The organism is Xenorhabdus sp. PB30.3 (genome assembly GCF_963895965.1).
Classification (GTDB): domain Bacteria; phylum Pseudomonadota; class Gammaproteobacteria; order Enterobacterales; family Enterobacteriaceae; genus Xenorhabdus; species Xenorhabdus stockiae.
Window position 1 is genome coordinate 1 of record NZ_CAWQMW010000004.1, and the last position, 13,600, is coordinate 13,600.

The 13,600-nt window shown below is 42.3% G+C and carries 12 protein-coding genes; 6 read left to right on the top strand and 6 right to left on the bottom strand.

Annotation, left to right across the window (positions count from 1 at the left end):
- Nucleotides 1-132 precede the first annotated feature (132 nt).
- Nucleotides 133-939, top strand: coding sequence for an exodeoxyribonuclease III (xthA, locus tag AACX38_RS00975; protein WP_228865519.1), 807 nt, complete (start codon nucleotides 133-135; stop codon nucleotides 937-939).
- A gap of 58 nt (nucleotides 940-997) precedes the next feature.
- Here the strand turns inward: xthA and AACX38_RS00980 are convergent, their stop codons facing one another.
- Entirely contained in the window at nucleotides 998-2,926 is a 1,929-nt protein-coding gene (locus AACX38_RS00980; protein ID WP_228865522.1) for a DNA topoisomerase III, read from the bottom strand.
- Nucleotides 2,927-3,077: 151 nt separating this feature from the next.
- A complete protein-coding gene (locus tag AACX38_RS00985) occupies nucleotides 3,078-3,629 on the bottom strand; it encodes an NAD(P)H nitroreductase (RefSeq protein ID WP_228865524.1) in 552 nt (183 codons plus the stop codon).
- A gap of 168 nt (nucleotides 3,630-3,797) precedes the next feature.
- Here AACX38_RS00985 and sppA point away from each other — a divergent pair, with 168 nt between their 5' ends.
- The 3 genes from sppA to pncA all read left to right on the top strand — a co-directional run bounded on the left by sppA (nucleotide 3,798) and on the right by pncA (nucleotide 7,552).
- Nucleotides 3,798-5,696, top strand: a complete 1,899-nt coding sequence (gene sppA, locus AACX38_RS00990; RefSeq protein WP_228865525.1) for a signal peptide peptidase SppA — start codon at nucleotides 3,798-3,800, stop codon at nucleotides 5,694-5,696.
- Between the two features lie 139 nt (nucleotides 5,697-5,835).
- Nucleotides 5,836-6,855, top strand: coding sequence for an asparaginase (ansA, locus tag AACX38_RS00995; protein ID WP_228865527.1), 1,020 nt, complete (start codon nucleotides 5,836-5,838; stop codon nucleotides 6,853-6,855).
- A 61-nt stretch (nucleotides 6,856-6,916) separates the two neighbouring features.
- Entirely contained in the window at nucleotides 6,917-7,552 is a 636-nt protein-coding gene (gene pncA, locus AACX38_RS01000; protein WP_228865529.1) for a bifunctional nicotinamidase/pyrazinamidase, read from the top strand.
- 124 nt (nucleotides 7,553-7,676) lie between these two features.
- On the opposite strand, the gene AACX38_RS01005 is transcribed toward pncA, so the two are convergent.
- Both AACX38_RS01005 and msrB read right to left on the bottom strand, forming a co-directional pair.
- Nucleotides 7,677-7,958, bottom strand: a complete 282-nt coding sequence (locus AACX38_RS01005; protein ID WP_228865530.1) for a YeaC family protein — start codon at nucleotides 7,956-7,958, stop codon at nucleotides 7,677-7,679.
- A gap of 122 nt (nucleotides 7,959-8,080) precedes the next feature.
- Nucleotides 8,081-8,488 carry a peptide-methionine (R)-S-oxide reductase MsrB gene (gene msrB / locus AACX38_RS01010; RefSeq protein WP_228865531.1) on the bottom strand — a complete coding sequence of 136 codons (408 nt, stop codon included), beginning with the start codon at nucleotides 8,486-8,488 and terminating at the stop codon, nucleotides 8,081-8,083.
- A 341-nt stretch (nucleotides 8,489-8,829) separates the two neighbouring features.
- Here msrB and gapA point away from each other — a divergent pair, with 341 nt between their 5' ends.
- Nucleotides 8,830-9,825, top strand: coding sequence for a glyceraldehyde-3-phosphate dehydrogenase (gene gapA / locus AACX38_RS01015; protein ID WP_228865532.1), 996 nt, complete (start codon nucleotides 8,830-8,832; stop codon nucleotides 9,823-9,825).
- Nucleotides 9,826-10,007: 182 nt separating this feature from the next.
- Nucleotides 10,008-10,883, top strand: a complete 876-nt coding sequence (locus AACX38_RS01020) for a D-hexose-6-phosphate mutarotase (protein WP_228865533.1) — start codon at nucleotides 10,008-10,010, stop codon at nucleotides 10,881-10,883.
- 103 nt (nucleotides 10,884-10,986) lie between these two features.
- On the opposite strand, the gene alr is transcribed toward AACX38_RS01020, so the two are convergent.
- Entirely contained in the window at nucleotides 10,987-12,054 is a 1,068-nt protein-coding gene (gene alr, locus AACX38_RS01025; RefSeq protein ID WP_228865534.1) for an alanine racemase, read from the bottom strand.
- A 21-nt stretch (nucleotides 12,055-12,075) separates the two neighbouring features.
- Nucleotides 12,076-13,377 (bottom strand): D-amino acid dehydrogenase, encoded by a 1,302-nt coding sequence (locus AACX38_RS01030; protein ID WP_099121504.1) that lies wholly within the window; start codon nucleotides 13,375-13,377, stop codon nucleotides 12,076-12,078.
- Nucleotides 13,378-13,600: the final 223 nt, after the last annotated feature.

The following is a 13,600-nucleotide window of genomic DNA, read 5'->3' on the forward strand; positions in this document are numbered from 1 at the left end:
CATTACATATATGAGTAAAATAGTGAAACATCTAGATAATCTGCCTAAAATTATTATTTAATAAATGGTTACATTCTTATTTATATCTGATAAGATTGAAAAGAAAAACATTATTTAGGTGATTATAACGATATGAAATTTGTATCATTCAATATTAATGGACTGCGGGCGCGTCCTCACCAACTTGCTGCGATTGTTGAACAACATCAACCTGATGTTATCGGATTACAGGAAACAAAAGTTCATGATGAAATGTTTCCTTTAGAAGAAGTCAGTCAACTTGGCTATCATATCTTCTATCACGGTCAAAAATCTCATTATGGAGTTGCCCTACTGACTCGCCAACAGCCGATAGCTGTCAGGAAAGGTTTTCCAACTGACGATGATGATGCTCAACGCCGCATTATCATGGCAGATATCGAAACTCCTTCCGGCTTACTGACTGTGATTAACGGTTATTTTCCACAAGGTGAAAGCCGTACTCATGAGATAAAATTCCCTGCAAAAGCAAAATTTTATCAGGATCTGCAAAGCTATCTGGAAACAAATCAATCTCCTGGATCCAATATTCTCATTATGGGCGATATGAATATCAGCCCGACTGACCTAGATATTGGAATAGGAGAGAATAATCAGAAACGTTGGTTAAAAACCGGGAAATGTTCTTTCCTGCCTGAAGAAAGAGAATGGATGGAACGCCTAAAAAACTGGGGGCTGGTTGATACATTCCGGGCTCATCATCCGGAAATCAGTGACCAATTCTCGTGGTTTGATTACCGCTCAAAAGGGTTTAACGATAACCGTGGACTTCGCATTGACTTGCTGCTTGCAAGCCAGCCATTAGCAGAAAAATGCCTCTCTGCTGGTATTGATTATGATATCCGCGCCATGGAAAAACCTTCCGATCACGCACCAGTCTGGGCTGAATTTAAGATTTAAAATAAAATACAGCATCGTACAATTTCGGTGCTGTATTCTTCTCTCTTTATTTCTTAAATTATTCAGCTTTATTTGTCTGCTTGGTTTTAGCTTGCTTACCTTTACCTTTTTTTCCTTTCACAGGAGCAGGAGGCAGATCCCTGAAAGCTTTCAAATTTCTATACTGCTTTGCCTGCCAAATCAATTGTTGCAATGTTTCATGAAGAGGCGACATAAAATCCTGATAACGGAATTGCTTTTCACTGATTTGAGTTAGTTTGGATTCCCACTGTGCGGTCATATCAGGCAAGACAGCCATATCAGGTAAAACATGAATTAACGCACGACCTGCTGGTGTTGCATGAATATATCGTCCCTTTTTATACAGAAATTCCCGCTTGAACAATAATTCAATAATTCCGGCTCTTGTTGCTTCCGTTCCCAAACCATCTGTTGCCCGTAACACTTTTTTCAGCGCTTTATCCTGAACAAATCTGGCGATACCGGTCATAGCAGATAATAAAGTGGCATCGGTGAAATGACGTGGTGGCTGAGTCTGCCTTTCCACGACTTCTCCTTTCTCACATAACAGTTCATCACCTTTAGCAACAATCGGCAGTGGTGTGCCCTCATTTTCCTCATCACGTTCTTTGTTGCCCAATAAAGTTCGCCAGCCGGCTTCTGCCAAAAAGCGAGCCTTGGCAATGAACTTTCCACCAGCAATATCCAGTTCAATTGTGCATTTCCGGAATATAGCATCCGGGAAAAACTGCATCAGATACTGTCTGGCTACCAATCCATAAATATGCTGCTCATTTTCTGTCAACTTAACCTGACTGCTTCGCGCTGTAGGAATAATTGCATGATGTGCATCAACTTTTTTATCATCCCAGCAACGATTCTTTTTTTCCGTATCAAGCGCATCCTGAGGCAACAAATGGCTGGCATGTACCGAAATAGCGTTTAAAACAGCCTGACGACCCGCAAAATGTTCTTCTGGTAGGTAACGACAATCTGAACGCGGGTATGTAATCAATTTATGGGTTTCATACAGCCGCTGACAAATATCCAGAACATCCTGAGCACTCAGGCCAAAACGTCTGGCTGCTTCGATCTGTAATGAAGAAAGAGAAAATGGCAAAGGCGCTGTTTCTGATTCCCGTTTATCCTGATAGGCAGAAACATAGGCAGGCTGCCCCATAATGCGCATTACTACATGTTCTGCTAAAGGCCGGTGAATAACTCGCCCTTCTTCATCCTGAAAATCAATACAGGATTCACTGGGCTGCCATACAGCGGTGAACCGCTCTTCTTTCGGGGTAATAATATGAGCTTTAACCTCAAAGAAATCCTTTGGTACAAAATGTTCTATTTCTTCATCACGGCGAACAACCAAGCCCAATACTGGAGTCTGCACTCGACCAACCGATAGAACCCCTTGATAACCAGCATTCCGACCTAATAATGTATAAGCTCGGGTCATATTGATCCCATAAAGCCAATCAGCTCTTGCTCTGGCTAAAGCTGAAACACACAGGGGAATAAATTCCCGGTTACTCCTCAGACGATCAACGGCTTTAAGTACTGCCTGAGGATTTAAATCGTTGATCAGACAACGTTGGACATTCTGCTTTTTATTGTCTTCCAGCTGCAAAAAATCCAGCACTTCATCCACCAGCAACTGCCCTTCGCGATCCGGGTCTCCGGCATGAACAACTTCATCAGCCCTTGCCAAAAGAGATTTAATCGTATTGAGCTGTTTAGCAACCGCTTCTCGTGGTTTTAACTGCCATTTTTCAGGAATAATTGGCAAATCAGCCAAGACCCAACGTGCATAACGGCTATCGTATACATCTGGCTCAGCTTGTTCTAACAAATGACCTACACACCAGGTAACAACCTGACTATCACCACACTCAATAAACCCATCTCCCCGACGATGAGGTTTCGGTAAAATATCGGCAATAGCACGTGCGAGGCTAGGTTTTTCAGCAATAAAAAGACGCATGGAATTTGTAACAACTTCAATCAATGCCCTGTCTGAGTGTGGTTAATTCAGTTCACCTAGGCAATAAATTAATGGGATAAGCTGATGTAGTGGTGTTTATCCTACCCACCACATCAGGTAATGATATATCTATTAACTCTAACAGTAATTTTTAAAAATAACTGACAAAATCAGTTAAATCTGGTGAAGAGACTTTCATTGGTGATTTAAGCTCTGGTGTACCCAGATAGAGGAACCCAACAATTTTGTCGTGCTCTTCACACCCCAGTCCGGCTCTGACTGTTGAGTCTTCTGTCCAAGAACCAGAACGCCATATTCCACCAAATCCTTGAGCCACGGCTGCCATTTGCATAGCATGTACTGCACAGCCTGCTGCTACAACCTGTTCCCATTCTGGCACTTTTACATGCTCAATTACTTTAGCAATAACAGTAATAATCATCGGTGCACGATAAGGGGCATTTTTTGCTTTTTCTGCCACATCTTCACCCATTTCACCATTAATTGCTGCCTGTTCTAGCAATTTGCTGAATTTATCAATTCCTTCCCCTTGCATGACAATAAAATGCCAGGGACGCAATGCTCCATGGTCTGGGGCTCTCATCCCAGCGGCAAGGATATTCTGCAATTCATCCCCCGCAGGAACCGGAGTAGTTAAACGTGAAACAGAACGACGATTCAATAAGAGTTCCAAAGCTTTCATATGTTTCCTCCTGAATAAGATAATCTATCACGACCGAACATTCTCTGTTTATTCGTTACCGAATGAAAGTGTAAATATTATTTTTTCAGTCATTTTCGTGATTTCTGGCTGACATTTATCAGTTAGCTGATTAGGATAATCTTATTTGATCTCATCATCGGAGATAGTATGCATACTTTATGGAGGCTTATAGCAGGGCTACTTAAATGGAGTTGGAAACTGCTAAACTTCGCTCGCCAATTTATTTCCAATCTATTGTTTATTGTATTAATTGTATTGGTTGCCACTGGCGTTCTTATTTATAAAGAACAGTTCCCGGCAGATGATAGTGATTATGGTGGAGCATTATACGTCAATTTATCTGGTACTATCGTTGATCGGGTATCTGCCCGCAATCCGCTGGATCAATTAGGCTGGGATCTTGTCTATCCTTCCAGCACTCGTACTCAACAAACTTCGCTATTTGATATTGTTGATAGTATTCGACGGGCAAAAAATGACACCAAAATTACCGGTATGGTGTTGAAACTGGATGATTTTGCAGGAGCTGATCAGGCATCAATGCTTTATATCGGCAAAGTCATCAACGAATTTAAAAGCTCAGGTAAATCCGTTACAGCTATCGGGCAGAGCTACAGCCAGCCACAATACTATTTAGCCAGCTATGCTGACAAAATACTCCTTACCCCTCAAGGCAGTGTCTCACTTAAAGGTTATTCAAATAATCATTTGTTCTATAAATCATTATTAGAAAACCTGAAAATTTCTACCCATATTTTCCGTGTCGGTACATACAAATCAGCCGTAGAGCCAATGATGCGGAATGATATGTCGGATGCTGCCCGTGCAGCGGATTCCCTCTGGCTGAATGAACTTTGGAATAATTACCGACAGGATATTGCCACCAATAGAAAAATCCCAATCAGTCAGGTACTTCCTGAACCTTCAGTATTTATTGAAAAACTCCGTAAAGCAGGTGGGAACAGTGCTCTCTATGCTCTCCAGAATGGTCTGGTAGATAGAATCGCGCCTCTGAACGTCATTGAACAAAAGCTGGAAAAGAAATTCGGCTGGGATAAGAAAAACCAGCATTTCAACTACATCACTATCAGTGATTATATTGCTAAAAAACCCATCGGAGATGCTTATCAGAACGATGGTAATATTGCAGTGATTGTAGTTGAAGGGGAAATCATGGATGGCAAACAATCCGGCAGTATAGCTGGCAGTGATACCATCGCAGAACAACTACGCGAAGCTCGCCTGAACCCTAATATTAAAGCCATTATCTTGCGAGTAAACAGCCCCGGCGGCAGTATCAGCGCATCTGAACTTATCCGCAGTGAGCTGGTGGCTATTCGGGAAGGTACTGATGTAAATGGTAAAAAGATCAATCAAAAGCCGATTGTTGTTTCCATGGGAGGGCTTGCTGCATCAGGCGGTTACTGGGTTTCCACACCGGCTAACTATATTATCGCCTCCCCGAATACCTTAACTGGCTCAATTGGTGTTTTCGGTACTATCACTACTTTTGAAAAAAGTCTTGATTATCTTGGCGTAAATACAGATGGTGTTTCAACTTATCCACTGGCTGATATTTCTACAACAAAAGGGATAAATCCTCTGTTTTCTGAAGTCATACAAATGTCGATTGAAAACGGCTATAGCCAGTTTATCGGGCTGGTAGCAGATTCTCGCCACAAAACAACCGCTGAAATTGAAAAAATCGCTGAAGGCCGTGTCTGGAGTGGTAGTGATGCTAAAAAGAATGGTCTGGTTGATCAGTTAGGCGATTTCGATGACGCCGTTAAGAAAGCCGCTGAACTGGCAGGCCTTAAAACCGCAGCGTTAAGCTGGATGCAGCCTGAACTTTCATTTACTGAAAAACTGATGCTGGGATTTTCTTCATCAGCACAGGCAATTATGCCAAATACTTTACAGTCAATGTTGCCAGCTCCATTTGCTCAGGCAGCACAGGATATGAAAAAGCAGGCGGTATTTTATAGCCGCATGAATGATCCACAAAATATTTATGCTTATTGCCTGAACTGTAGCGATATCCGCTAAGAATTCATCACCATAACGTGATAATCACAATTAAATATAAAGCCTGATTAATATATACCAATATCAGGCTTTTTTTATTCCTCATACTCCCTATAATCGGCAGAGAATTTTATTAAAGTACTGTTATTGGGTTACGACCATGCAGAAGAAATCTATCTATGTTGTTTATACGGGTGGAACAATTGGGATGCAGCATTCCCCCAATGGTTATATTCCCGTTTCCGGTCATTTACAGCGGCAGCTGACAAAAATGCCCGAGTTTCACCGCCCAGAAATGCCAACATTCACTATCCGTGAGCATCATCCCCTTATTGATTCTTCTGATATGAGTCCAGATGATTGGGGAATTATTGCCAGTGATATTTATCAGAATTACCATGATTACGATGGGTTTGTGATCCTGCATGGTACAGATACCATGGCTTTTACCTCTTCAGCCCTCTCTTTCATGTTTGAAAATCTTAACAAGCCAGTTATCGTGACAGGGTCACAGATTCCGTTGGAAGCACTGCGTTCAGATGGTCAGACAAATTTGCTCAATGCCCTGTATCTGGCAGCCAACTATCCCGTCAATGAAGTCAGCCTGTTTTTCAACAACAAATTGTATCGAGGGAACAGAACTGTCAAAGCCCATGCTGACGGTTTTGATGCCTTCTCTTCTCCTAATTACCCTCCGCTTATCGAAGCCGGTATCAATATCCGGACATTTAATACCGCTCCACTACCCGTTGGGCATGGCGATTTTGTTGTACATCAAATCAGCTCACAGCCAATTGGCGTAGTCACTATCTATCCGGGGCTGTCCAGCCAAGTAGTTGAAAATATCCTGATGCAGCCTGTCAAGGCATTGATTTTGCGTTCTTATGGTGTCGGCAATGCTCCTCAACGCCCTGATTTATTAAGAATCTTAAAAGAAGCGACTGAAAGAGGAATCATTGTAATCAACTTAACACAATGTATTTCCGGAAGGGTCAATATGGAAGGTTATGCTAACGGTCATGCACTGACTGCATCAGGTGTGATCAGCGGCTACGATATGACATTTGAAGCAACCCTGACAAAACTTCACTACCTGTTAAGCCAGAACTATGAAACCGAAGAAATTCGCTCTCTGATGCAACAAAATCTACGCGGAGAATTGAGTTACTCCGACAAATAATAAGCATATTCAAAATATTAACGGGCCGACTATAAGACGAAAGTATGAATTGAGGAATAGAATGAAAACCGCACTATTACTTATCGATCTACAAAATGACTTCTGTACAGGTGGCACACTGGCGGTAAAAGAGAGCGAAGAAGTTATCACCGTAGCAAATGAAGCTATTCAATTGTGTCAGCAGTACAATATCAGCATCATTGCAAGTCAGGACTGGCATCCGTCTAATCATATGAGCTTTGCAGTGAATTCAGGCCAACCAGTTGGTGAGTTAGGCGTACTGAACGGTATCCCTCAAATATGGTGGCCTGTACATTGTGTACAGGGGCAATCTGGCGCAGATTTTCATCCAGCCTTAAACCAAGCTGCTATAGGGGAGATTTTCCGTAAAGGTGAAAATCCACAGATAGACAGTTACAGCGCATTTTTCGATAACGACCGTAAAAATGCAACCCGATTACATGGCTGGCTATCAGAGCAGCATATCAATCGCCTGCTTATTCTTGGTATCGCTACCGATTACTGCGTAAAATTTACCGTATTAGATGCCTTAGAACACGGGTATGAAACTTACGTCATTACAGAAGGCTGCCGGGGGGTTAATATTCACGCGGATGACAGCCAGCAGGCAATTGAGGAAATGGCGGCTAAAGGTGCCAAATTTACTTCATTGAAAGAGATAGCTACCCTTTTTTAATATACGTGCATAAAAATATTTTTAACCCGTTGACCACTATAACTACATATCAGAAATCAGATTAGCCTCGTTCTTTATGCTCAATCAATAGGGGAGAACGAGGCTACCGATTTAATTTACTGATTCATTCTTCTGATTGCGGCTTCAACCTGGCAACCATCTCTGACTGAAACATCGCCTTCAGTTCTTGTTTACTTTTTACGGCAATTTGGCCATCGGTGCCAATCGTCATATGTTCCGGATCATGATTATGTCTGGCTTGCCAAAGCATGACCATTTGCAGGCTATGCTCTTTTTGCTCTGGAGTTAATGCAACACCATCCTGCCATTTCCCTAATTCAACGGCCTGAACCAGTCGCTGGTAAATCTCGGGTGTCATGGCAGAAAGTAAATCATCTACATTCATCGGTATTTCCTTAAGGCTATTATTTCCTTAAAACTATCATACTAGCATCACTAGCTGAATCGATTCTATATCACTTACCAATTCGCATCATATTTGGTCAAAAAGTGTCACCACTCATCATATTAACCGGCAGTTTCTTCTCCTGAATCTTCATCAATGAAGCGCAATGCAGCCGAATTAATACAAAAACGCTCTCCTGTAGGTTTAGGGCCATCAGGAAAAACATGCCCCAAATGTGCCTGACAATGGCTGCAACGCACCTCGATCCGATGCATACCACAAGAATAATCATCAATGTAATTAATGGATTTATCATTAATCGGCTGATAAAAACTTGGCCACCCACACCCGGAATCAAATTTTGTGTCGGAAACAAAAAGTGGCTGAGAGCAGCACAGGCAATGATAAATACCACTTTTTTTGTTGTGCAACAGCTTTCCTGAAAATGGCGGCTCTGTACCTGCTTCTTGCGTCACATAACGCTGCATTTCACTGAGCTGCTCAAGAGGAGAAGAGATATCTTTAGCCATAGTAACCACCTTTTAAGGCCAGTATTTTCAACAAAAGGTACCGAAAACAACAAAAAGCAAATATTAAACTGTTAAATCGCATTTTAACCCATTCAACATGATGATTTACTTTACTAATTGTGATAAATCTCACATATCTCATTAATGGTAACTTTAAATATCTCCTTATACCCCGATAATGGTGAGCGTAAAGATTGTTACAGTTGTATAACGGATATCCAGATAGTGGTTTTTAAATTGATCTTTTTCAATTGTTGACACGATTCCGCTTGACGACTGGCAAGATTTTGGTAACTTTAGAAACAACTTTTAATTCACTAAAAAATAGCTGGTGGAATACTATGACTATCAAAGTAGGTATTAACGGTTTTGGTCGTATTGGCCGTATTGTTTTCCGTGCTGCACAAGAGCGTTCTGACATTGAAATCGTTGCAATCAATGACCTGTTAGATGCAGATTACATGGCTTACATGCTGAAATACGATTCAACCCATGGCCGCTTCAAAGGTACAGTTGAAGTTAAAGACGGTCATCTGGTTGTTAACGGCAAAACCATCCGCGTTACATCTGAAAGAGACCCAGCTAACCTGAAATGGAACGAGGTAGGTGTTGATGTTGTTGCTGAAGCAACCGGCATTTTCCTGACTGACGAAACTGCGCGTAAACACATCGCTGCCGGCGCGAAAAAAGTTGTCCTGACTGGTCCTTCAAAAGACGATACCCCAATGTTCGTTATGGGTGTTAACCACAGCGCTTACGCAGGTCAGGACATCGTTTCCAACGCATCCTGTACAACTAACTGCCTTGCTCCACTGGCTAAAGTTATCAACGATAAATTTGGCATCGTTGAAGGTTTGATGACAACTGTTCACGCAACAACAGCTACTCAGAAAACTGTTGACGGCCCTTCTGCAAAAGACTGGCGTGGTGGCCGTGGTGCGGCACAAAACATCATTCCATCTTCTACCGGTGCTGCAAAAGCAGTAGGTAAAGTTATTCCTGAACTGAACGGCAAACTGACTGGTATGTCTTTCCGTGTACCTACTCCTAACGTTTCTGTTGTTGACCTGACTGCACGTCTGGAAAAACCAGCAACTTATAAAGAAATCTGTGAAGTAATCAAAGAAGCTGCTGAAGGCGAGTTGAAAGGCATTCTGGGTTACACCGAAGATGACGTTGTATCCACCGATTTCAACGGCGAAAAACTGACTTCTGTCTTCGACGCAAAAGCAGGTATCGCACTGAACGATAACTTTGTAAAACTGGTTTCTTGGTATGACAACGAAACAGGTTACTCAAACAAAGTTCTGGATCTGGTCGCACACATTTCTAAATAACTGAACTTATCTACCTTATAAATTTCAGGTTGCAGACAACAAAACCTCAACCTGAAAGATAACGGGTATAATCATTGTTCAATAAGCCACCTTTTACGGTGGCTTTTATTTTACCACTCTTTCACAATAGGCTATTCTTGCCTTCATTAACCATCAATACAAGTTTATATAAGGTCATGATGATGCTTGATAAAATTTTCTCTTTGCCAATTGTAAAGCAGATATCTCCTCATATCAGTCAACGGGATATTGATGGATTTCCATTAATTGTAATTACTCACCCTAAAGTCCGCAGCGCAATCAGTATTCAGGGCGCACACCTTATGGCATGGCAACCCAGTGGTGAAAAGCCAGTATTATGGTTAAGTAATAATACAAAATTCCGTGCAGGAACAGCCATCCGTGGTGGTATCCCTATCTGTTGGCCGTGGTTTGGGCCTCAGGACGCGCCGAATCATGGGTTCGCCCGAATTTTACCGTGGGAATTCAAAGGGCATCATGAACATGAAAATGGTGTCATTTTGATGTTCATACTACAAAACAGCGAGTATACCAAACAGTTATGGCCACATGAGTTTACACTTATTGCCCGTTTTAAATTAGGTGAAACCTGTGAAATAGAGCTGGAATCCTACGGAGATTATCAAACCACATGCGCTCTACACTCTTACTTTAATATCAGCAATATAGAGAAAATTCAGGTCAGTGGATTAGGACATCACTTTATCGATTCGATAACAAACAAAAAACAGCAATCGACTAGTGAAAAACTAACGTTTCAGGGGCGAACCGATCGTATTTATACCGAGCCAGAAGATTTCAGCCTAATTAGTGATAAACAATGGAAGCGTACCATCGAAATTCATCACTACCATCACAGTGATATCGTTTGCTGGAATCCCGGAGCAGAATTATCAGGCAGCATGCAAGATATGGAAAACGAAGGCTATAAAACTATGGTCTGTGTTGAAACTGCTCGTATCAGTAGTCCTTTGCATTCTAAAAACGGGAACCCCGGCAAGCTATCTGTCGTCCTTCGTTGCCGCCAGACAAGTTGAACATAACTGATTGGTCAGAATTAAAATGGGATGAACAGGCATTGATTCAAACTGCATGGAAGCGGTACGAAAAAATGCCTGATAAAATAATAAACCCTTATCATTAATCAACAACCACCGGAACACGTCTGGCTAAAGCGCACAACAGTTCATAACCTATCGTTCCAGCAAACTCTGCGACTTCATCCACGGGTAATTTTGCTCCCCATAGCTCAACAGAGCTACCGATTGTGGCTTCAGGGCATGGTGTCAGATCCACCGTCATCATATCCATTGATATCGCTCCCAACACACGGGTGCGAATACCATCAACAACAACAGGTGTTCCTGTTGATGCATGACGAGGATAGCCATCAGCATAACCGCATGCAACAGTACCCACTCGAGTTGGAGACTGTGTAGTATAGCGGCCGCCATAACCAATTTTTACCCCTTTAGCCAGTTCATGGACCGCAATAATTTCACTTTTCAGACTCATCGCAGGTCTCAACCCCGAACCTGCAATATCACGCCACTTCCCACTGGGCGATGCCCCGTATAGAATGATCCCCGGCCTGACCCAATCGCGATGTGTTTGCGGGTGCCATAGAATTGCACCAGAATTAGCTAAGCAATGTGAAAGATTATCCATTCTGAGCTCTTTAACCACTGTAAATTGCTCGCTAACGCCCATTTCATTATCGGAATTCGCAAAATGGGTCATTAAAGTGACTGATCTGATATTCTGTATCCCATTTGCCATTGATACTATCTGTGGATATTCATCGGGAGTGAAACCCAGACGGTTCATGCCACTGTTAAGTTTTAAATAGACATCTACAGGTTTATCGAATTCTGCCTCTTCTATTGCCTGAAGCTGCCAGCGACTATGGACTGTCGTTGTCAGACTATATTTATTGATTATCTGCAAATCTTCGGCTTTGAAGAAACCCTCTAACAACAGGATAGGCCCTTGCCACCCCTGCTCTCTCAAATAAATAGCTTCATTCATATCAAGCAGAGCAAAACCATCCGTCTGCGTGAGTGATTGCCATATTCTGTCCAACCCGTGCCCATATGCATTCGCTTTCACTACCGACCAAATTTTACTGTGACCAACCTTCTGACGGATCGTTGCCAGGTTATGGCGAAATGCATCAAGGTGGATCGTCGCCAAAATAGGACGTGGCATGCTGACCCCTTCTAATTTACTTTACGCAGTATGTAAGCGATGCTTCGCCCGAAGTACTTTGGTATTAAACCCATCGGTGTATCTGAATACAGAAAGATCATCCGCGGCAATATCAGGTTTTTTGCCTGAGATTAAGTCAGATAACAGCTTTCCTGAACCACAGGCCATCGTCCAGCCTAATGTGCCATGCCCGGTATTCAGATAAAGGTTAGCATATTTAGTCGGACCAACAATAGGTGTGCCATCCGGTGTCATCGGACGTAACCCAGCCCAGAATGAGGCTTCAGCAATATTACCACCGTCGTGGTAAAGATCATCAACGACCATTTTTAGTGTTTCACAACGGCTTTTTAGTACGTCCAAGTTAAAACCGACGACTTCTGCCATACCACCAACCCTGATACGATTATCGAAACGCGTAATAGCAATTTTATAAGTTTCATCCAGGATCGTTGAAGTCGGTGAACGAGTTTCATCCATAACCGGCATTGTCAGCGAATAGCCTTTCATAGGGTAAACCGGGATTGTGACAAGACCTCTCAATAATTCGGTGGAATAAGCCCCCATCGCTATCACATACTGATCAGCGGTTATAACACCATCATCACACTGAATACCGCTAACCTTATCGCCATCCATCAGAATTTGTTTAACCTGCTTGTTAAATATAAATCTGACACCTGCTTTTTCTGCCATTTTGGCTAATTCTTTGGTAAAAATCTGGCAATCACCGGTTTCATCATTGGGAAGTTGCAATCCCCCCGTCAATTTATGGGAAGAGTGGACAAGAGCCGGCTCTACTGACGCTAATTGTTCTGCCGTCAATAATCGATAGGGAACGCCCTCTTGCTCCAGTACCGCAATATCCTTGGCTGCACTATCAAACTGCTTAGCAGTTCTGAACAGTTGTAATGTTCCCCCAAGACGCTCCTCATACTGAATACCTGTATCCGCTCTCAACTGCTTAATACAGTCACGACTATATTCAGCCAGACGCACCATTCTGCTTTTATTCATCGCATAATGGTCAGCATCGCAATTGCGCAGCATTTGCCACATCCAGCGCAACTGAAATAATGAACCATCAGGGCGAATGGCTAGCGGAGCATGGCGCTGGAACAGCCATTTAAACGCTTTTAACGGAATACCAGGAGCACCCCAGGGAGTTGAATACCCGGGTGAAATTTGCCCGGCATTACCTGCACTCGTTTCTTCGGCAGCACTCTGCTGACGATCCACGACGATCACTTCATGACCTTCCTGAGCCAGATACCAGGCGCTGGTGACGCCAATAACACCACTGCCTAAAATAAGGACTTTCATTCTGCCACCTGCTGATAAGAAATATACGAAGACAAGCATAATATGCTAAATAGAAAAATCCAACCCAGAATAATAGACCATGAGATGATTAATTGAATTTTAGGATTTAAATCACAATTTCATTACAAAACCCTGATAAAAAACTTTCTTATTATCAGGTGATAAATAAAAAAATAATCAAAAATACAATTAGATAGCAAAGGATTAAATGCTATTAATTGAT